Below are 19,125 nucleotides of genomic sequence, written 5' to 3' on the forward strand. Positions count from 1 at the left end.
ATGTCCGCACGCGCTGTTCGAAGTTCAGTTTCTTATCAGGCAGGCCAATCCGCTGAATTGCAGGTGGCTACGGACTATGAACGTCGCGGCTATTCCATCGCACATCGCCGTTGGCGCGGGGCCGGAGGGGAGATTGACCTGATCGCGCGGGATGGTGACTGCCTTGTGTTCATTGAAGTTAAGAAAAGCAGCAGTTTTGACCGAGCTGCGGCACGGATCAACCAGCGTCAGATGAAACGGATCTGCGCCTCTGCTTCACAGTTTTTGGAAAATGAACCCGCAGGACAACTGACGAATGTGCGCTTTGACGCAGCGCTGGTGGATGCAACTGGCGCAGTCAAAATCGTTGAAAACGCCTTTGGGCAAGCCTGACCCCCATTGAACCCTCGGGCTCGCTGGGCCATGTATCTGGCGTGAAACTGAGGGACACGCCATGAAAATCGCCTTTCAGATGGACCCAATCGGGGCCGTGGATATCAATGCAGACAGCTCATTCCGACTGGCCGAAGAGGCGCAGGCACGTGGGCATTCGCTGTTTTTCTACGGACCGGATCAGTTGGCGTATCAGGAAGGGCGCATAAAAGCACGCGGCCATGACATGACGGTGCAGCGTGTGGCAGGAAACCCGGCTGAACTGGGGCCTGAGCGTGAGGTTGATCTGGCTGATTTCGATGTGGTCTGGCTGCGGCAGGATCCACCGTTCGATATGCACTACATCACCTCGACGCATTTGTTAGACCGTTTGAAGGGCAAGGCGCTGGTGGTCAATGATCCGTTTTGGGTGCGCAATTACCCCGAAAAGCTGCTGGTGCTGGATTTCCCCGATCTGACGCCACCGACAACGATTGCGCGCGATCTGCAGACAATCAAAGCTTTCAAGGAAAAGCATGGCGATATCATCCTCAAGCCGCTTTATGGCAATGGTGGTGCGGGCGTGTTCCGGCTGGATGCCAACGACCGCAACCTGACTTCGTTGCATGAGTTGTTCACCGGTTTCTCGCGCGAGCCGCTGATTGTTCAGAAGTTCCTGCCCGATGTAAGCAACGGCGACAAACGTGTGATCCTTGTGGATGGTGAGCCGGTTGGCGCAATCAATCGCGTGCCAGCCAAGGGCGAGACGCGGTCGAACATGCATGTGGGCGGTCGCCCTGAAAAGATTGGCCTGTCCGACCGGGATTTGGAGATTTGCGCCGCCATTGGTCCTTTGCTGAAAGAAAAAGGCCAGATTTTCGTCGGCATCGACGTGATCGGAGATTACCTGACCGAGATCAACGTGACCTCGCCCACCGGCATTCAGGAGCTGGAACGGTTCGACGGTGTCAACATCGCTGAAAAGATCTGGCAGGCGATTGAAGCCAAGGTTTAAGACGCCGCCCGGGCGCTGATACGAAAGCTCAGCGCCTCGGCCACATGGGGGCGGCGGATATCCCGCGCGCCCTCAAGATCGGCAATGGTGCGCGCGACCCGCAGGATGCGGTGATAGGCGCGCGCCGACAGGCCGAACCGTTCGGCGGCTTTCAGCAACAGCTCTTTGCCTTCGGCGTCGGGGGCGGCGATTTCCTCCAGCAGCTTACCCTCCATATCCGCGTTCTGGCGGGGCTCCATGCCCTCGAACCGCTGAGCCTGCACGGCGCGTGCGGCTTCGACCCGTGCGGCAACGGTGGCGGAGCTGTCCCCAGAAGGCGGCAGGTCCAAATCGGTGAACCCGACCGGAGGCACCTCGATCCGCAAGTCGAACCGATCCATCAGCGGGCCAGAGATGCGGCCCAGATAATCCTCGCCACAGACCGGCGCGCGGGAACAGGCGCGGGCAGGGTCGGTCAGGTAGCCGCATTTGCAGGGGTTGGCGGCGGCCACCAGCATGAAGCGGCAGGGGTATTTCACATGGGCATTGGCGCGGGCCACCATGACCTCGCCCGTTTCAATCGGTTGGCGCAGGGTTTCCAGAACGGTGCGTGGAAATTCAGGGAATTCGTCCATGAACAGAACCCCGTTATGAGCCAAGGAAATCTCACCGGGTTTCGCGCCTCGACCACCGCCGACAATCGCAGCCATCGAGGCGGTGTGATGCGGTTCTCGGAATGGGCGGGTGCGGCTGATCCCGCCTTCGTCAAGCAATCCGCAGAGCGACTGGATCATAGAGGTTTCCAGTGCCTCGGATGGGGTCAGAGGCGGCAGAATTCCCGGCAGACGCGCGGCCAGCATCGATTTGCCCGACCCCGGTGTGCCGATCATGATCAGGTGATGCCGCCCGGCAGCGGCGATCTCTAACGCGCGTTTGGCTCGCTCTTGCCCTTTCACGTCGCGCAGGTCGCGGACGCTGGGCGCAAGGCAGACCTCGCCGGGTTGGGCGGCGGATAAAGGGGCCTGACCTGAGAAATGCCGCACCACATCGCCCAGTGATGTGGCCCCAATAACCTGTGTAGCATCGACCCAAGCCGCCTCGGCGCTGGAGGCTTTGGGGCACAGCAGCGCGCGATCTTCGGCGGCGGCGGTCATGGCGGCGGGCAGGGCGCCGACGACGGGTACGAGCGATCCGTCCAATGACAGCTCACCCAGCGAAACCGCGCCTTCGGCAGCATCGGGAGGGATTATTTCCAATGCAGACAGCAGCGCGACGGCGATGGGCAGGTCGAAATGGCTGCCCTCTTTCGGCAGGTCGGCGGGCGAAAGGTTGATAGTGATGCGTTTGGACGGCAGCGCGATGGCCATGGAACTGAGCGCGCTGCGCACCCGGTCGCGGGCCTCGGACACGGCCTTGTCGGGCAGGCCGACGATGGAAAAGGCGGGCAGGCCCGGCGAGACGGCGCATTGCACCTCGACCGGGCGGGCCTCGACCCCTTGGAAAGCGACGGTATGAGAGCGGGCGACCATGAACGACCTTTTGGGTTAACAGGTCGTTGCTGGCACGCAGGCGGTTTAGGAATCGTTAACGCCTGCGACCATGTCAGAGAATTTCGGCCAAGCGCCAGGGTCTGCGGCGGTTTTGTCACGGCAGAACGGGTTGCAGAAGCCCCAGATGCGGCCATCCAATTCAAGGAAATCCGTCACAGGGTCGCCGGAATAGGGGCAGGTGGCGTTGACCGAGGGGCCTGCATCCACGGCGCGGGCTGCGGGCGACCCGACTGGCCATGGCTGGGTGGCCAGATCCAATGCATAAGGGAAGGGGTTATAGGACACAGTCAATCCCATCGCGCGCCATTGGCGGACGGACAGGTCAGACAGCATTTCAAGGCAATAGGTTCGGTTTGCGTCCGAAACGGGCAGGCCATAGCCGATAATCCGCGCGGCCACGGGTGTGTAGAACACATCCGCAAGGGAATAGTCCCCAAACAGTGGGCCGCTGACCGCCCCGGATACGCTGCGAGCATGCGCCCAAAGGGTCTCGATCCGATCAAGGTCACGCAGTGTATCGGCCGATGGTTCAAACCCAGTCCAGCAATGGTGCAACTGCATCGGGCATTCGCCGCGCAAGGCGGTGAACCCGGCCACCAACTCGGCGCATAACCAGCGCGCGGTGGCGCGGGCGGCTGGATCTGCAGGCCACAATCGGGCCTCGGGGTGGCGTTCGGCCAGCGTTTCGGCCATGGCGAGGCTTTCGCCCACCACCGTTCCGTCGGGCAGGCGTAAGGCGGGCACCAAACGGGCGGGGGCGAGTGGCTTCATATCCTCGGCCATGGTGCCGGAATAGAGGCCGATCATATGGGCTTTGTAAGGCAGGCCGAACCGTTCTAGCATCAGCCAGCCGCGCATGGACCAGCTGGAAAACAGGCGGTCCCCGATAAACAGATCATAAGTCATGTGGACAGAATGGCGCGGCATGACGCGGCGGTAAATCAGTGATTTGTGCGCAGGTGCATCACGCCAGGTGATTGATCCGCCCGACCGACCAGCGATCCCCGTGATGAGTCAGTTCCGTGACCGAGAGGTTGTCGATCTTGTGGCTGAACGCCTCTTGCGCGGTCACGTCCAGCGCGCGCTGCACCTGCGTCAAGATCACGCCGAAATGCACCACCACGACCAGATCGTGCCCTGTATGATCGGCCATCAGCCGGTCGATCACGGCATCCACTCGTGCGCGCACCTCGTTCCAGCTTTCGCCATCCGGGGGGCGCACGTCGCCGGGATTGTCCCAATAAGCAAAGGCGAGGTCAGGGTCTTCGGCCTCAATCTCTCGGAACCCACGCAGCTCCCAAGTGCCGAAATTGATCTCGCGCAGGTCGGGGTGGTGGGGCAGGCGGGTGCGTATCCCCTGAATGGCCGAAGCCGTATCGGCGGCGCGGGACAGGTCGGACGAGATCACAACCGCATCAGACGGCAGATGGTCATGCAAGCGCTGGAGCGCCGCTGTGTCGCTGAGGTCAGCGGGCAGGTCGGACCAGCCGACCATGGTTTTCGCATGGGTCGGCCCATGGCGGACAAGGTGCAGCCGGGTCATGGAAGCTGCCCTTTCAAAACCAAGGGCAGGCCCACCGTGACCTGCACCACCAGATCGGCCTGCGCCGCCAGCGCGATGTTCAGCCTTCCCTGCGCCTCGCGGAACCTGCGGGAAAGGGCGTTGTCGGGGACAATGCCCTGGCCCACCTCGTTCGAGACGACGATGACCGGGGCCCGACATCCGGCCAGAGCATCCAAAAGGTCCGCCTGCGCCTGATCCAGATCGTTGTCAGCCAGTAGGTGATTGGTCAGCCACATGCTGGCGCAGTCGATCAGGCAAACTTGGCTTTTGTCCAGCGTGGCCAGCGACGGGCGCAGGTCCAGCGGGGCCTCAATGGTGGTCCAGCCATCGCCCCGCTGGGCGACATGCCGCTTCACCTTTTTGTGCATCTCGTCATCAAACACTTGTGATGTCGCCAGATAAATGCGGCTTTTTTCTGTTGAAACAGTAAGTTGTTCTGCAAATACAGACTTGCCCGAGGCAGCTCCGCCTATCACAAAGGTTAAATCCGGATACACTATTCTTACCTTCCATGTGATCCACCCGGTTTCGTTCTGCGTATCGACCATAGGTCGGCAAGGCAAGGCCGGGGTGCGCCTGCGAAAAGGGGAGGTTTCCATGGCACTGGATAACGCAAACGATTTTTCGATGTCACGGCAGGCAATGAAGGCCGAATTGCTGGACGCGGAGACCGAATTGAAATTGGCCTATGCGTGGCGTGACCACCGCGATGAAAAGGCGCTGCATCGGTTGATCACCGCATATATGCGGCTGGCGATCTCTATGGCGGCCAAGTTCAAACGCTATGGCGCGCCGATGAATGACTTGATTCAAGAGGCCGGTTTGGGCCTGATGAAAGCCGCCGACAAGTTCGACCCGGACCGGGGTGTGCGGTTCTCGACCTATGCGGTCTGGTGGATCAAAGCCAGCATTCAGGACTATGTGATGCGCAACTGGTCGATGGTGCGCACCGGGTCGACATCGTCGCAGAAGTCACTGTTTTTCAATATGCGCCGAGTGCAGGCTCGTCTGGAACGTGAAGCCGCGACTGAAGGAATGGAATTGGACAGGCACCAGCTTCATCAGATGATCGCTACCGAAATCGGTGTTCCTCTTCGTGATGTCGAAATGATGGAAGGTCGTTTGTCTGGATCAGATTTTTCGCTGAATGCGGTGCAATCTGCGGATGAGGATGGGCGCGAGTGGATCGACGCGCTGGAGGATGAGCGCGAGCAGGCCGCCGAAACCGTCGAGAACAGCCATGACACCGCGCAGTTGCGTGAATGGCTGGTAACTGCCATGCGATCCCTGAACGATCGTGAGCAGTTCATCGTGCGCGAACGCAAATTGCGCGAACCGGCGCGGACATTGGAAAGCCTGGGTCAGGAATTGGGTCTGTCGAAAGAGCGTGTGCGTCAGCTAGAAGCCGCCGCTTTCGTCAAAATGCGCAAGAACCTTGAAGCGCAATCGCGCGAGGTGCAACACTTCATCGCATGAGACAGTTTGCGATTCTGCTGTGTGCGCTTGTAGTTACAGCCGGTGTATGCCGGGCCGATGGACTGATTCCTGATGATGTTGCCGACGCAATGCGCGCGGCGGATGTAGTGATTTTGGGTGAAATCCACGACAACCCACAGCATCACATCGTCCAAAAAGAGGCGTTGGAGATCATCAACCCCTCGGCTGTGGTCTGGGAAATGGTCACCGAAGAGGGCGCGCAACGGCTGGCTCAGAAAGCTGCGACCAACCCCGAGGAATTGGACCGTATCCTGAAATGGGCCGAGATGGGGTGGCCGTCCCTCAGCATGTATTACCCGGTCTTTCAGGCTACCGATGCGCCGGTCTATGGGGCGATGGTTCCCCGTGCGGCGGCGCGCGCTGCAATGGAACGGGGTGCTGCCACGGCGCTGGGCGCGGATGCGGCGCGCTATGGGCTGACCGTGCCTCTTTCGGCTGCGGATCAGGCTGAACGCGAGGCAGATCAACTGGCGGCGCATTGCGATGCGCTCCCGCAAGAGGCGCTGCCTCAGATGGTGGCCATCCAACGTTTGCGCGACGCGGTTCTGACGCGTTCGATCTTGCGTGCCGATGACGAAACAGGCGGGCCGATTGCTGTGATCACCGGCAATGGGCATGCCCGCAAGGATCGCGGGATTCCGACGTTCACGTCCCGGCTGCGCCCTGGTTTGAAAGTCTTTGTGTTGGGGCAGTCCGAGGATGGCGCGATCTCAGGCGAGTTTGACGCGGTGATCGACAGCCCTTCGGTCGAACGCGAAGACCCCTGTCTGGCCTTTCAGACGCAGAATTAACCGCTGGAACTGTTTGGCCTGCTTGCCTAATGTCAGGGCCGACCGGGACGGGAAGGGCTGAACATGCTGGCATCGAAACGAATTCTGCTGATCATCGGCGGAGGTATCGCGGCCTATAAATCGCTGGATCTGATCCGACGCCTGCGCGAGCGCGGCGCGGCCGTGACCCCGGTTCTGACCCGCGCGGCTGAAGAATTCGTGACGCCTTTGTCCGTGTCTGCTTTGGCCGGAGAGAAGGTCTATCGCGATCTCTTCGATCTGACCGATGAGGCCGAGATGGGCCATATCCAACTCTCCCGCTCTGCCGATCTTGTAGTGGTTGCCCCGGCCACTGCCGATCTGATGGGCAAGATGTCCAGCGGGCTGGCCAACGACATGGCCTCGACCCTGTTGATGGCGACGGACACGCCGGTTCTTTGCGCGCCTGCGATGAATGTACGGATGTGGGATCACCCAGCGACGCAGCGCAATCTGGCGCAATTACAGGCGGATGGTGTCCGCTTTGTTGGCCCGAACGAGGGCGACATGGCCTGTGGCGAATACGGCCCAGGTCGTATGTCCGAGCCGCTTGAAATCGTTGCTGCGGTCGAGGCGCATCTGTGCGGCGGCCCCTTGCAGGGCAAGCGTATTCTGGTCACTTCGGGCCCCACCCATGAACCCATCGATCCGGTGCGCTATATCGCCAACCGGTCCTCGGGCGCGCAAGGAACGGCGGTGGCGAGGGCGCTCGCCGCGCTGGGGGCCGAGGTGGTGTTTGTCACCGGCCCGGCGGATGTGGCTCCGCCCCAAGGCGTACAGGTGGTTGCGGTCGAGACCGCGCAACAGATGTCGGATGCGGTGGACGCCGCCTTGCCCGTGGATGCGGGCGTGTTTGCGGCGGCTGTGGCGGATTGGCGGGTGGCCAGCGCCTCGGACCGGAAGCTGAAGAAAACCCGCGACGGCCTGCCCGCGCTGGAATTTGCGGAAAACCCCGACATTCTGAAACGCGTCTCGCATCTGGAAACGGGTCGCCCCGCGCTGGTCGTGGGCTTCGCCGCCGAGACCGATAGTGTGATCGAACACGCCACCGCGAAGCGCGCGCGTAAGGGGTGCGACTGGATTGTGGCCAATGATGTCAGTCCCGCCACCGGCATCATGGGCGGGTCCGAGAATGCGGTCACGTTGATTTCGGACGCAGGGGCCGAAAAATGGCCACGTATGAGCAAGGACGCTGTGGCCGAGCAGTTGGCGCGCAAGATCGCCGACGCGCTGACCGCGTGAGGGAAAGGAAACAAGATGGTTGCAATTCGCGTGATCCGCGAGGACGGCTCTGACCCCTCAGTACCGTTGCCGTCCTACGAAACCACTGGTGCGGCGGGCGCGGATGTTCGAGCCAACCTACCGGATGGAGCGTCGATAACGCTGGACCCCGGACAGCGCGCCTTGGTTCCCACCGGCCTGCGGATCGAAATCCCGAATGGCTATGAGGTGCAGGTGCGTCCAAGGTCCGGGCTGGCGTTGAAACATGGGATCACGCTACCCAACACGCCGGGTACGATCGACAGCGATTATCGCGGCCCGCTGGGTGTGATCGTGCTGAATGCCGGGCAGGAGGTGTTCGAGATCACCCACGGCGAACGCATTGCGCAGCTTGTCGTGGCCCCGGTCGTTCAGGCCACGTTTGAGTCTACCGATACACTCAGCGACACCGAACGCGGCGCGGGTGGGTTCGGCTCGACCGGGCGCGGCTGATGCTGTTGGTTTTCATTCTGGCTGCCGGGCTGTGGGGCGTTGGCTATCTGGCTGGCGTGTCGCGCACCGCGCGGATGACATCCGTCGGGGTGTTGCTGTTGGGCGTGATCACGGCGCAGCTGGTTCTACCGGACGGGCACCCCTTGCGTCAGGCGACTGGCGGCTCTGCGGCGATGTGGCTGATCCTGGCTGGTTTCGCGGTTCTGGTTCTGGTTTATGGAAGGGTGCTGAAAGCGTTACGCAACCGCGCGACGCCCACCACGAAGGAGTCCGCCATGCCATCCGACCAATTCTCTGAAACCGAGCTGGAACGTTATGCCCGCCATATCGTGTTGCGGGAACTGGGTGGGCCGGGTCAGAAAAAGATGAAACAGGCCCGTGTGCTGGTTATCGGTGCCGGGGGGCTGGGCGCGCCAGCGCTGCAATATCTGGCTGCCGCCGGGGTTGGGACCATCGGTGTTATCGACGATGACGAGGTCGAAAATGCCAATCTGCAACGTCAGGTCATACACCGCGACGCGGATATCGGGATGCCCAAGGTTTTCTCGGCGCAGCAGGCCATGCAGGCGCAAAACCCTAATGTGATCGTGCTGCCTTACCACCGCCGTCTGACTGATGAGATCGCGCAGGATTTGTTTGCCGATTTCGATCTGATCCTCGATGGCACTGACAATTTCGACACTCGCTATCTGGCCAACCGCACGGCGGTTGCGCTGGGCAAGCCGCTGATCTCGGGTGCTCTGTCGCAATGGGAAGGGCAGTTGAGCGTCTTTGATCCCGCCCATGATGCCCCTTGCTATCAGTGTATATTCCCAGAGGCTCCGGCCCCAGGGCTGGCGCCTTCCTGCGCCGAGGCTGGCGTGATTGGCCCTCTGCCCGGCGTTGTGGGCTCGATGATGGCGGTGGAAGCGATAAAGGTGATCACCGGGGCTGGGCAGGCTCTGCGCGGTGAGATGCTGATCTATGACGCGCTTTATGGGGAAAGCCGCAAGATCACCCTGTCGCGCCGCGCCGATTGTCCGATTTGCGGTAAGTGAGCGCGCGCACTGGATCATGCCCCCTTGTGTTCCTAGGTTGTGCTCAAAGGAGAGTTTCATGACCAACCCGATCCTGTCCGACTGGACCACACCGTTTGAAATCGCGCCCTTCGACACGATTGCCGACACCGATTTCGCGCCCGCGCTGGATGCGGCCTTGCAGGCGCATAACGCGCAGACCGCCGCCATCGCGGACAACCCCGACGCGCCCAGCTTTGCCAATACGGTTGAGGCGCTTGAGGCTGCGGGTGAGCAATTGGACAAGGTCCTGTCCGTCTTCTTCACTGTGGCCGGGGCTGACAGCAACCCGGCGCGAGAAGAGCTGCAGCGTGACTTCTCGCCCAAACTAGCGGCGCATTTCTCAGGCATTTCGTCGAACAAGGCGTTGTTTCAGCGGGTGGCCGATCTGTGGGCGCGCAAGGATGATCTGGGCCTGACGGACGAACAGGCGCGGGTGTTGATGTTGACCCATCGTGGCTTCGTTCGCGCAGGCGCGGCGCTGACCGGGGATGCAGACGCGCGGATGCAGGAAATCAAGGCGCGGCTGGCCTCGCTGGGTACATCCTTTACCCAGAACCTGCTGGCGGATGAGCGTGAGTGGTTCATGGACCTGTCCGAGGATGATCTGGAAGGTCTACCAGATTTCGTCGTGGATGCGGCCCGCGCTGCCGGGCAGGAAAAGGGTGTAGATGGTCCCGTTGTCACCCTGTCCCGCTCGATCATCGTCCCATTCCTGCAATTCTCGCCCCGCCGCGATCTGCGCGAGGTGGCTTATAAGGCCTGGACTGCGCGTGGCGCGAATGGGGGCAAGACGGATAACCGCGAAAATGCCGCCGAAATCCTCAGCCTTCGCGAAGAGCGCGCCAAGCTTCTGGGCTATGACAATTTCGCGGCCTACAAGCTGGAAACCGAGATGGCCCGCACGCCGGACAAGGTGCGTGACCTGCTGATGCAGGTCTGGGAACCCGCCAAGGCCCGCGCCGATGCGGACGCCGAGATTCTGACGCAGATGATGCAGGCGGATGGGGTCAATGGCCCACTGGCCGCGTGGGATTGGCGCTACTACGCCGAGAAACGCCGCAAGGCCGAGCATGATCTGGATGAGGCGGCGCTGAAACCCTACCTGCAGCTGGACCGGATGATCGAGGCCGCCTTTGCCTGTGCCAACCGCTTGTTCGGGTTGGAGTTCGGGCCGCTGGACGTGCCGCTCTACCACCCCGATTGCCGCGCTTGGGAGGTCACGCGCAATGGTCAGCATATCGCGGTGTTCATCGGGGATTACTTCGCGCGGGGCTCCAAGCGATCCGGCGCTTGGTGCAGCGCGATGCGGTCGCAGGCCAAGTTTCCCAAGGCGCAGGCTCCGGTCGTGATCAATGTCTGCAACTTTGCAAAGGCCGATCCGGCGCTGCTGTCTTATGATGACGCCCGGACGCTATTTCATGAATTCGGGCATGCGCTGCATCAGATGCTGTCGGATGTGACTTATGAAAGCATATCGGGTACGTCTGTCGCGCGCGATTTCGTAGAACTGCCCAGCCAGCTTTACGAACACTGGTTGGAAGTGCCCGAAGTTCTGGCCGAGTTCGCCACCCATGCCGAAACCGGCGCGCCGATGCCGCAAGACATGCTGGACAAGGTGCTAAAGGCCGCCAATTTCGATCAGGGGTATCAGACGGTCGAATATGTCGCCTCGGCGCTGGTCGATCTGGAATTCCACGATGGCGCGGCCCCCGCCGATCCGATGGCGAAACAGGCAAAGGTGCTGGAGGGTCTGGGAATGCCCCCGGCCATCGGAATGCGTCACGCCACCCCGCATTTCGCGCATGTGTTTGCCGGCGACGGCTATAGCTCGGGCTATTACAGCTATATGTGGTCCGAGGTCATGGACGCCGACGCCTTCGCCGCCTTTGAAGAGGCTGGAGGCGCATTTGACCCCGCCCGCGCCAAGGCGCTGGAGGAAAACATCCTGTCCACCGGTGGCTCGCGCGAGGCCGAAGACCTGTATCTGGCCTTCCGGGGCCGGTTGCCGGGGGTTGAGGCTTTGCTGAAAGGGCGCGGGCTAGTAGCCTAAAGCGCGGTCGACGAGGTGCAGGTAGGGTTCACCCGCCTCACCGCGTCGAATGTTTTCAACGATCACCTGCGCGGCTGTCACTGGCCGCGTTTCCGAGGCGATATGCGGCGTGACCGTCACGTTCGGATGCGCCCAATAAGGGTGGTCGATTGGCAAGGGTTCAACCCGGAACACGTCCAGCGTGGCGTGGCCGATTTGTCCGGCGTTCAGCGCATCCAGCAGAGCGCTGTCGTCGATGAGAGGGCCTCGGCCCGGATTGATCAGACATGCGCCCTTAGGCAGCAGGGCGAGTGTTTCCGCGTTCAACAGGTTCTCGGTCGCCGGTGTGTCGGGCAGCAGCAGAACGACGATTTCAGCTGTGGTCAGCGCCGCGCGTAGCCCGTCTTCGCCGTGGAGGCAGGTGACACCGGGGATGTCCTTGGGCGACCGACTCCAGCCCGTGACGTTGAAACCCAATACAGCAAGTGCCCGCGCGGATGCCTCGCCCAACATGCCAAGGCCCAGTATGCAGACGGTGCGTTCAGGGGCCAGCGGTGGGGCCTCGGGTATCCATGTGCCGTCCTGAACAGTGATATGGCGGTCCATTCCAAGATGGTATCGCAGCACGTGGCCGACCACCCATTCGGTCATGCCTTGCGTCAGGCCGAAATCCACCATTCTAGCGAGGGGAACGGTTAGGGTCGCGTTATCTGCGATGCTTTCGACCCCGGCCCACAGGCTGAGCACGGCCTTCAGCCGCGAATACGGCGTGAAGTCCAATAGCCCACCGTTTGGCGCATAGACCACGTAATCGACGTGATCCGGGTCCATCTGCGTTCCGATTGCCGCATCCACCCCCGCATTGGTCAAGCCGTCTGACAAGAGGGGTTCATACACGGGCCACAATTCGGGGCGCGCGGAAAACAGGACTTTCACGGGCATCGGGGGCCTTTCAAATCAGCGAGGACGATGGATATGCGCGCTTTGCACAATACCGAAGGCCGCCATCAGGACAAGCATGGCCGAGCCGCCATAGCTGACCATTGGCAGGGGCACACCCACGACCGGGGCCAGTCCCATCACCATCGACATGTTCACCGCGAAGAACAGGAAGAAGTTCAGCGCGATGCCCAGCGTCACCAGCGACGAAAACCGGTCCTTGGTCGACAACGCCGTCACCAGACAGAACACGATGATCAGGCCATAAAGGATCAACAGGGTAATGCCACCGACAAAGCCGAACTCCTCGGCCAATGTGGTGAAGATGAAATCGGTGTGTTTTTCCGGCAGGAAGTTCAGCCGCGATTGCGTGCCCTGCATGAAGCCGCGCCCGTTCCAACCACCTGATCCCAGCGCGATTTTGGACTGAGTAATGTGATAGCCCGCGCCCAGCGGGTCGGTGGAGGGGTCTAGAAAGGTATCAATCCGGCGGAATTGGTAGTCCTTGAGCAACTGCCACTCGGTTCCGCGGCTGTTGAAAACGGTTGCGATCAGCCCGACCACGGCGGCGATGACAGCGGCGAAATAGGCCCAGTGGACCCCAGCCAGAAACATCATCCCACCCCCTGCGGCCAGCAACAGGATCGAGGTGCCCAAGTCGGGTTGTTTGAGCACGAAAAACACCGGGATCAGGATCAGGATCACCGGAAGGATCACCCATAGCGGGCGCGAGGTTTTGTGCGAGGGCAGCCAGTCGTAATAGGCGGCCAGCACCATCACAAGGGCGACCTTCATCACCTCGGACGGTTGCAGGCGCATGAAGCCAAGGTCGATCCAGCGCTGTGCGCCCATGCCAATCGTCCCAAACAGCTCGACCACGATCAGCAGGCCTATCGAGCCCAGATAGGCCACAACCGACATGTTGCGCCAGAACCAGATGGGGACAAGCGCGATGATGAACATCACCGTCAGGCCCAGCCCGAACCGCTCCATCTGCGGTTCGGCCCAAGGGGTCCATGACCCGCCTGCAACCGAAAACAGCATCAGGAACCCGGCGCTGGCCACGCTGATCAACAGCAGGGTCAGGGGCCAGTTCATATACAAGAACTTGCGGAACCCCGAGGGCGTGGATTTGACCGTATACTCAAGATAGCTCATGCGCGGTCCTTTTCGGACGGGCGCGCTTTGGGGCGGCGATCGCCTTCAAGCTTCTTTTGCAGCTCCTTGATCCGGTCGCGGTCGGCCACCGGATAGGCGTCCAATGGCGGCGTCCCATTATAGAGCGCCTGTAACATGATATCCCGCGCCACAGGGGCTGCAGCTTTCGACCCGCCGCCGCCATGTTCCACCACCACGGCAATCGCGTATTTCGGCTTGTCATAGGGCGCGAAGCTGACGAAAAGAGCATGGTCTCGGCGCTCCCACGGCAGGTCTTCGTTGCGGATGACGCCGGCGGCACGTTCGGCCTTAGTGATGTTGCGCACCTGGCTGGTGCCGGTTTTGCCCGCCATTCGGAAATCATCGGCTATGATGCGGCTGCGATAAGCTGTACCGCGCCGGTCATTCGATACCGTCCACATCGCCTGCCGAACTTGTTCCAGATTACGCGGGTTGACGTCCAGCGGCTCACCTGCGCCCGAGGGTTGCTCGACCCCGTTCATCGACCGAACAAGCCGCGGCGAGACAGATCGCCCGGTCGCAATCCGTGCGGTCATCACGGCCAGTTGCAGCGGCGAGGCCAGCATGAACCCTTGACCGATCGAGGCATTGGCCGTGTCACCCACCAGCCATTCCTGCCCATGCACACGCCGCTTCCAGTCTTGATTGGGCGCCAGCCCGGCGGCCACGGCGGACATCGGTATGTCATGCTTGATGCCCAGCCCAAAAGTCCGTGCCATGTCCGAGATTTTGTCGATCCCCGTGCGCAGGGCCACGTCATAGTAATAGACATCGCAACTGCGTTTGAGCGAGGTTTCCAGATCGACTGTGCCATGCCCGCCGCGTTTCCAGCAATGGAACCGGCGGCTGCCAACCTTCAGGTGGCCAGGGCAATAGACGGTGTTCGATGGTCCGATCACTCCGGCCTCCAACGCGGCCATGGCGGTGATCATCTTGAAGGTCGATCCCGGCGGGTAGGTGCCCTGCACGGTCTTGTTGGCCAGCGGGCGGTAATTGTCCTGCGTCAGGGTCCGGTAATCCGCGACCGAGATGCCGCGCACGAACAGGTTGGGATCAAAACTGGGGGCTGAACTTATCGCCCGGATATCGCCGGTTTCGCAGTCGATCACGACCGCAGCGGCGCTTTCGCCCGCCAGACGTGCCTGCGCGTATTGCTGCAGATCGGCATCGACAGACAGTTGCAGATCGGCCCCGGCGGTACCTTCCTGCCGGTCAAGCTCGCGCATGACGCGGCCAGTGGCGTTGACCTCGACTCGTTTGGCCCCGGCCTTACCCCGCAGGCTGATTTCCTGTTTGGCCTCTAGCCCGACCTTGCCGATCTGGAACCGAGGTATGCGCAGCACGGGTTCGGGGTCTTCGATCTGGCTGAGGTCATAGTCGCTGACCGGGCCGACATAGCCAACGACATGGGCGAAATCTTCGTATCTGGGATATTGCCGTGTCATGCCGACCTCGGGCGTGACACCGGGCAGGGCGGGGGCGTTGACGGCGACTTTCGAGATATCTTCCCACGTGACCTGATCGGCCAGCGTGACCGGCAGGAACGGGGCCGAGCGGCGCATCTCGGTCTTGGCGCGCTCGATCTCATCATCGGTCAGCGGGATCAGGTCAGACAGTCTGGCGATAACGGCGTCTACGTCGCCCGCATCCTCGCGCACCATCACGATCCGGTAAGAGGGTGAGTTCTGCCCGATGATCTGCCCGTTGCGGTCGTAAATCCGACCGCGTGTCGGTGGGATCAGGCGGATGTTGATGCGGTTTTCTTCGGCCAGCAGGCGGTATTCATCCGCTTGATCCACCTGCATATACCGCATCCGTGCGGCCAGACCGCCAATAAACACGGCCTGCAATCCGCCAAGAACAAATGCGCGACGGGGCAGTCTTTTATAGGCCAAACCCTGCGATTTCTGTTTGCGTGGCTTCATGGGCGGGCTCCTACTGCGCCGGACTCCGAGGTCGAAACCCGCCGCACACCGAATCCGCTCTGGCTGAGCAGAACAATCAGCGGATAAACCGCAATCGTCAGAACCACTTGTATCACGACCGGACCCAATGCTGCCTGTTGCACGGACAGAATAGCAAGAATGACGCGGTTGAGGGCAAAAACAGCCGTGATGACGACGGCGGCGCTGGTCCATTCGCCCATGAACCCGGCGTCACGTAAGCCGGGTGCAGCGTTGCGCAGATAGGACGCGCCCATCACAACCAGCGCGGCCAGCAGACCCGGAGGACGTTGCAGCAGCAGATCGGCCAGCAACATCACCACCGCGATCAGAGGGATGGGCACAAACTCGGGACGCCGCAACACCCAGGCGAATGTCAGCGCAATGATCAGATCAGGAAAGGGCCAGCGATCTGGCCGCGCATTCAGTGGCAGCAGATGAAAAAACAGGATCAGAAGGGCCAGAAACAGATACAAGCCGCGTTTGGCCCAAAGCTGCGAAGTCTGACTATCCATCGCCGACCTCCGATGGGGTCAGGGCGGCTTCGGGGCGTCTGGGGCCGACGACATCGCCGGAATCTTCGATACGTGGAGCCGAATGGAAGCGCAGCACGCGCAAAAATTCCAGTCGCTCGAAATCGGCGGACAGGCGCACACGTAGGCGCCCACCGGGGTCGGCGGCGATCTGTCCGATCAGCAGGCCGCCAGGAAACACCCCGCCATCGCCCGAGGTCACGACCCGATCACCCGGTCGTACAAGCTCGCGGTTTTCCAGGAATTCCACAGCGGGCGAAGGCGTATTGTCGCCGGTGATCAGCGCGGTTTGACCCGAAGGCTGGATCGTCGCCGGAATGGCGCTTGACGCATCAGTCAGCAGAATGACCCGCGCTGTATCGGGGCCGACTCCGGAAATGCGTCCGACGACGCCGATCCCGTCCATCGTGGCCCAGCCATCCATGATGCCGTCCCGTTCGCCCACATTCAGCAACACCGATTGCCTGAAGGGCGAGCCGCTATCGGCCATCACAACCCCGGTAATATAGGTCAAGCGCGGGTCAAGCCGCACATTGTTAAGGTCCAGCAGGCGCGCGTTTTCCTGTTCAAGCTGTAGCGCGGCCTCTTTCCAGGCCCGCATCAGGCGCAATTCGCTGCGCAGCTCCTGGTTCTGTGCGCTCAGCCGCTGATAGCTTTGGAAATCGCGGACAAGGTTTACAACTGCGGTGACTGGCACCATCGCCCATTCCATCGACGGCACCACGCGGTCCACCACCTGCGCGCGAAACCGCTCGACCCGAGGGCTGTCAATGCGCCAGACCAGAAAGATTCCCAGCAGGCAAAGCACCACGATCCCCAACAGCAGGCGGCGCAGAGGGGCCGTGTATTCATCGCGCTGTGATCGGTCGTTTGCCACAGGTTACCTTCCCGTGCTGCTCTTGCCCGAGTTTTCACCCCGAAAGGGTGCGCGCCTTAGCTTTCGTAGTCAATCGCGTGGCGCAGTTGTTTTTCATATTCCAGCGCTTTGCCGGTGCCCAAAGCCACACAATTCAGGCTTTCATCGGCAATCGACACAGCCAGACCAGTCTGTTCGCGCAGGGCAAGGTCCAGATCGCCCAGCAGCGCGCCGCCGCCGGTCAGCATCACGCCCCGGTCCACGATGTCGGCGGCCAGATCGGGCGGTGTGGTTTCCAATGCTGTCATTACCGCCTCGCAAATCTGTTGGACGGGTTCCGACAGAGCCTCGGCGACCTGAGCCTGGCTGATCTCAATCTCTTTGGGTACGCCGTTAAGCAGGTCACGGCCCCGGATATGCATCGACTGGCCACGACCGTCGTCAGGCATCCGGGCAGTGCCGATGGTGGTCTTAATGCGTTCAGCGGTGGATTCGCCCACGAGAAGGTTCTGCTGACGGCGCAGATACGAGATGATCGCCTCATCCATTCGGTCTCCGCCCACGCGGACCGAGCGCGCATAGACGATGTCGCCCAGCGACAGAACCGCAACCTCGGTGGTGCCGCCGCCGATATCAACGACCATGTTGCCGGTCGGGTCGGTGATCGGCATGCCTGCACCAATGGCGGCTGCAATCGGTTCGGCAATCAGGCCCGCGCGGCGCGCACCTGCCGACAGAACCGACTGACGGATCGCACGCTTTTCTACGGGGGTCGCACCGTGTGGGACGCAGACGATGATCTTGGGCTTCGAGAAGGTAGACCGTTTATGCACCTTGCGGATGAAGTGCTTGATCATTTCCTCGGCAGTGTCGAAATCAGCAATCACGCCTTCACGCATCGGACGGATCGCCTCGATCGAACCGGGGGTTCGGCCCAGCATCAGCTTGGCGTCCTCGCCGACGGCCAGCACCTTTTTGACACCGTCCTTGACGTGATAGGCGACAACCGAAGGCTCCGACAGGATCACACCGCGCCCTTTGACATAAACCAGCGTGTTCGCCGTCCCAAGGTCGATGGCCATGTCCGCTGTGAACAAGCCGCCCAGATTGCCAAAGATTCCCATGCTTTTAATGATCCCGTTCGTCAAAATTACCACTGCCCGCGACTCGACGGTTCCGGGACGGATGTCTTATAGGGTGCCATCTCGCCCGGTAAAAGGGCTGATTCCGCGTCAATCAGCACCTTTCCGCCTTATTGATAGGGACTTTAGAAGGCAACATGCTCTCATATCAACATATTTACCATGCTGGAAATCTGGCTGACGTGCAAAAGCACGCTTTGCTGGCGTGGATGCTGGATTATCTGGCGCGCAAGGACAAACCCCTGACCTATGTCGAGACTCATTCGGGGCGGGGTTTGTACAAGCTGGACGCTGCTGAAGCGGTCCGCACCGGCGAGGCCGCTGCAGGAATTGAGCGCGCGCGGCGTGACGGGTGGTTTGGTGCTGATCATCCTTTGTCGAAGGCGTTGACCAGCGTTCAGGCAACGCACGGGGCGCAAGCATATGCGGGATCGCCCCTGATTGCGGGCAATTTGCTGCGTGATCACGACAGTTTGCATCTGGCTGAACTGCATCCGCAGGAATATGAGGCGCTCTCACTGGCCGTTTCGCGGTTCGGAGCGAAGGTCTACAAGCAGGACGGCTATGCGCTGGCGCATTCATTGCTGCCGCCTACCCCTCGGCGGGGTTTGCTGCTGATCGATCCAAGCTATGAGGTGAAATCGGAATATGACCGCCTGCCGGGGTTCATTTCCAAGGTGCACCGAAAGTGGAATGTTGGGGTCATCGCGTTGTGGTATCCGATCTTGACCGATGGGCGACACAAGCCGATGATTGCGGCGCTGCGGGCGCAAACCCTGCCCAAAGCAGCATGCCACGAGGTGCGCTTTCCAGCCGCGCGCGAGGGGCATCGTATGATCGGGTCGGGAATGTTCATTGTGAACGCACCGTTTGGCATTCAGGACGAGTTTATGCGCCTATCCACCTTGTTTGAGCGGTTGTAGAAAGCCCTCCCGCCCCGATTGCCAGCATCAAAGATGCCGTCAATC

19 protein-coding genes are annotated in these 19,125 nt (G+C 61.2%); 9 read left to right on the top strand and 10 right to left on the bottom strand.

What is annotated here, in order from left to right; translation table 11 throughout:
* A complete protein-coding gene (locus tag ACR0CA_RS15945) occupies positions 1-372 on the top strand; it encodes a YraN family protein (RefSeq protein ID WP_353391236.1) in 372 nt (123 codons plus the stop codon).
* Between the two features lie 61 nt (positions 373-433).
* Positions 434-1,366 (top strand): glutathione synthase, encoded by a 933-nt coding sequence (gshB, locus tag ACR0CA_RS15950; RefSeq protein WP_170772470.1) that lies wholly within the window; start codon positions 434-436, stop codon positions 1,364-1,366.
* Here the strand turns inward: gshB and ACR0CA_RS15955 are convergent.
* The 4 genes from ACR0CA_RS15955 to cobU are packed head-to-tail and all read right to left on the bottom strand — an operon-like array spanning position 1,363 to position 5,007.
* Complete coding sequence (locus tag ACR0CA_RS15955; RefSeq protein ID WP_480900176.1) at positions 1,363-2,874, bottom strand: YifB family Mg chelatase-like AAA ATPase; 1,512 nt, start codon at positions 2,872-2,874, stop codon at positions 1,363-1,365. The two genes, gshB and ACR0CA_RS15955, sit on opposite strands and share 4 nt — an antisense overlap.
* Positions 2,875-2,919: 45 nt before the next feature.
* Complete coding sequence (locus ACR0CA_RS15960; protein ID WP_480876218.1) at positions 2,920-3,801, bottom strand: glutathione S-transferase; 882 nt, start codon at positions 3,799-3,801, stop codon at positions 2,920-2,922.
* Positions 3,802-3,859: 58 nt separating this feature from the next.
* Positions 3,860-4,438, bottom strand: coding sequence for a histidine phosphatase family protein (locus ACR0CA_RS15965; RefSeq protein ID WP_480504528.1), 579 nt, complete (start codon positions 4,436-4,438; stop codon positions 3,860-3,862).
* A complete protein-coding gene (gene cobU, locus ACR0CA_RS15970; RefSeq protein ID WP_480900178.1) occupies positions 4,435-5,007 on the bottom strand; it encodes a bifunctional adenosylcobinamide kinase/adenosylcobinamide-phosphate guanylyltransferase in 573 nt (190 codons plus the stop codon). Before cobU ends, ACR0CA_RS15965 begins: the two co-directional genes overlap by 4 nt.
* Positions 5,008-5,056: 49 nt before the next feature.
* On the opposite strand from cobU, the gene ACR0CA_RS15975 reads away from it, so the two are divergent.
* The 6 genes from ACR0CA_RS15975 (at position 5,057) to ACR0CA_RS16000 (ending at position 11,586) form a co-directional block, all read left to right on the top strand.
* Complete coding sequence (locus ACR0CA_RS15975) at positions 5,057-5,935, top strand: RNA polymerase factor sigma-32 (protein WP_170772462.1); 879 nt, start codon at positions 5,057-5,059, stop codon at positions 5,933-5,935.
* The gene (locus ACR0CA_RS15980) at positions 5,932-6,747 is read left to right on the top strand and encodes a ChaN family lipoprotein (RefSeq protein ID WP_480900181.1); all 816 of its coding nucleotides are present in this window, start codon (positions 5,932-5,934) and stop codon (positions 6,745-6,747) included. The genes ACR0CA_RS15975 and ACR0CA_RS15980 overlap by 4 nt, the downstream gene beginning before the upstream one ends.
* A gap of 63 nt (positions 6,748-6,810) precedes the next feature.
* On the top strand, positions 6,811-8,007 hold the full coding sequence (gene coaBC, locus ACR0CA_RS15985; protein WP_480900183.1) for a bifunctional phosphopantothenoylcysteine decarboxylase/phosphopantothenate--cysteine ligase CoaBC: 1,197 nt from the start codon (positions 6,811-6,813) through the stop codon (positions 8,005-8,007).
* Positions 8,008-8,022: 15 nt separating this feature from the next.
* Positions 8,023-8,478, top strand: a complete 456-nt coding sequence (dut, locus tag ACR0CA_RS15990; RefSeq protein ID WP_170789758.1) for a dUTP diphosphatase — start codon at positions 8,023-8,025, stop codon at positions 8,476-8,478.
* Positions 8,478-9,515: a HesA/MoeB/ThiF family protein gene (locus tag ACR0CA_RS15995; RefSeq protein WP_480900185.1), complete on the top strand. Its 1,038-nt coding sequence runs from the start codon at positions 8,478-8,480 to the stop codon at positions 9,513-9,515. Before dut ends, ACR0CA_RS15995 begins: the two co-directional genes overlap by 1 nt.
* A 58-nt stretch (positions 9,516-9,573) precedes the next feature.
* Entirely contained in the window at positions 9,574-11,586 is a 2,013-nt protein-coding gene (locus ACR0CA_RS16000; protein ID WP_480900187.1) for a M3 family metallopeptidase, read from the top strand.
* On the opposite strand, the gene ACR0CA_RS16005 is transcribed toward ACR0CA_RS16000, so the two are convergent.
* From ACR0CA_RS16005 to ACR0CA_RS16030, 6 genes are read right to left on the bottom strand one after another with little or no spacing between them, the layout of a single operon-like run.
* The gene (locus ACR0CA_RS16005; RefSeq protein ID WP_480900189.1) at positions 11,575-12,507 is read right to left on the bottom strand and encodes a 2-hydroxyacid dehydrogenase; all 933 of its coding nucleotides are present in this window, start codon (positions 12,505-12,507) and stop codon (positions 11,575-11,577) included. The two genes, ACR0CA_RS16000 and ACR0CA_RS16005, sit on opposite strands and share 12 nt — an antisense overlap.
* A gap of 15 nt (positions 12,508-12,522) precedes the next feature.
* Positions 12,523-13,662, bottom strand: a complete 1,140-nt coding sequence (gene rodA / locus ACR0CA_RS16010) for a rod shape-determining protein RodA (protein WP_480900191.1) — start codon at positions 13,660-13,662, stop codon at positions 12,523-12,525.
* Complete coding sequence (gene mrdA / locus ACR0CA_RS16015) at positions 13,659-15,608, bottom strand: penicillin-binding protein 2 (protein ID WP_170772450.1); 1,950 nt, start codon at positions 15,606-15,608, stop codon at positions 13,659-13,661. Before mrdA ends, rodA begins: the two co-directional genes overlap by 4 nt.
* Positions 15,605-16,141 (bottom strand): rod shape-determining protein MreD, encoded by a 537-nt coding sequence (locus tag ACR0CA_RS16020; protein ID WP_170784820.1) that lies wholly within the window; start codon positions 16,139-16,141, stop codon positions 15,605-15,607. Before ACR0CA_RS16020 ends, mrdA begins: the two co-directional genes overlap by 4 nt.
* On the bottom strand, positions 16,134-17,036 hold the full coding sequence (mreC, locus tag ACR0CA_RS16025; RefSeq protein WP_170784818.1) for a rod shape-determining protein MreC: 903 nt from the start codon (positions 17,034-17,036) through the stop codon (positions 16,134-16,136). The genes ACR0CA_RS16020 and mreC overlap by 8 nt, the downstream gene beginning before the upstream one ends.
* Positions 17,037-17,092: 56 nt before the next feature.
* On the bottom strand, positions 17,093-18,139 hold the full coding sequence (locus ACR0CA_RS16030) for a rod shape-determining protein (RefSeq protein ID WP_039523195.1): 1,047 nt from the start codon (positions 18,137-18,139) through the stop codon (positions 17,093-17,095).
* Positions 18,140-18,294: 155 nt separating this feature from the next.
* Between ACR0CA_RS16030 and rlmJ the strand changes: the two genes are divergently transcribed.
* Positions 18,295-19,080 carry a 23S rRNA (adenine(2030)-N(6))-methyltransferase RlmJ gene (gene rlmJ, locus ACR0CA_RS16035; protein ID WP_170772444.1) on the top strand — a complete coding sequence of 262 codons (786 nt, stop codon included), beginning with the start codon at positions 18,295-18,297 and terminating at the stop codon, positions 19,078-19,080.
* The last annotated feature ends 45 nt before the right edge of the window (positions 19,081-19,125 follow it).

It is taken from the genome of Ruegeria sp. F12 (assembly GCF_056533885.1).

Bases quoted from the DNA above. Each gene is read 5' to 3' on its own strand.
- dut (WP_170789758.1), top strand. From the start codon at position 8,023: ATGGTTGCAATTCGCGTGATCCGCGAGGACGGCTCTGACCCCTCAGTA.
- ACR0CA_RS15975 (WP_170772462.1), top strand. From the start codon at position 5,057: ATGGCACTGGATAACGCAAACGATTTTTCGATGTCACGGCAGGCAATG.
- ACR0CA_RS16000 (WP_480900187.1), top strand. From the start codon at position 9,574: ATGACCAACCCGATCCTGTCCGACTGGACCACACCGTTTGAAATCGCG.
- ACR0CA_RS16030 (WP_039523195.1), bottom strand. From the start codon at position 18,139: ATGGGAATCTTTGGCAATCTGGGCGGCTTGTTCACAGCGGACATGGCC.
- mrdA (WP_170772450.1), bottom strand. From the start codon at position 15,608: ATGAAGCCACGCAAACAGAAATCGCAGGGTTTGGCCTATAAAAGACTG.
- ACR0CA_RS15995 (WP_480900185.1), top strand. From the start codon at position 8,478: ATGCTGTTGGTTTTCATTCTGGCTGCCGGGCTGTGGGGCGTTGGCTAT.
- gshB (WP_170772470.1), top strand. From the start codon at position 434: ATGAAAATCGCCTTTCAGATGGACCCAATCGGGGCCGTGGATATCAAT.
- ACR0CA_RS15955 (WP_480900176.1), bottom strand. From the start codon at position 2,874: ATGGTCGCCCGCTCTCATACCGTCGCTTTCCAAGGGGTCGAGGCCCGC.
- rodA (WP_480900191.1), bottom strand. From the start codon at position 13,662: ATGAGCTATCTTGAGTATACGGTCAAATCCACGCCCTCGGGGTTCCGC.
- ACR0CA_RS16005 (WP_480900189.1), bottom strand. From the start codon at position 12,507: ATGCCCGTGAAAGTCCTGTTTTCCGCGCGCCCCGAATTGTGGCCCGTG.
- ACR0CA_RS16020 (WP_170784820.1), bottom strand. From the start codon at position 16,141: ATGGATAGTCAGACTTCGCAGCTTTGGGCCAAACGCGGCTTGTATCTG.
- coaBC (WP_480900183.1), top strand. From the start codon at position 6,811: ATGCTGGCATCGAAACGAATTCTGCTGATCATCGGCGGAGGTATCGCG.
- ACR0CA_RS15980 (WP_480900181.1), top strand. From the start codon at position 5,932: ATGAGACAGTTTGCGATTCTGCTGTGTGCGCTTGTAGTTACAGCCGGT.
- cobU (WP_480900178.1), bottom strand. From the start codon at position 5,007: ATGGTCGATACGCAGAACGAAACCGGGTGGATCACATGGAAGGTAAGA.
- ACR0CA_RS15965 (WP_480504528.1), bottom strand. From the start codon at position 4,438: ATGACCCGGCTGCACCTTGTCCGCCATGGGCCGACCCATGCGAAAACC.
- ACR0CA_RS15960 (WP_480876218.1), bottom strand. From the start codon at position 3,801: ATGACTTATGATCTGTTTATCGGGGACCGCCTGTTTTCCAGCTGGTCC.
- ACR0CA_RS15945 (WP_353391236.1), top strand. From the start codon at position 1: ATGTCCGCACGCGCTGTTCGAAGTTCAGTTTCTTATCAGGCAGGCCAA.
- rlmJ (WP_170772444.1), top strand. From the start codon at position 18,295: ATGCTCTCATATCAACATATTTACCATGCTGGAAATCTGGCTGACGTG.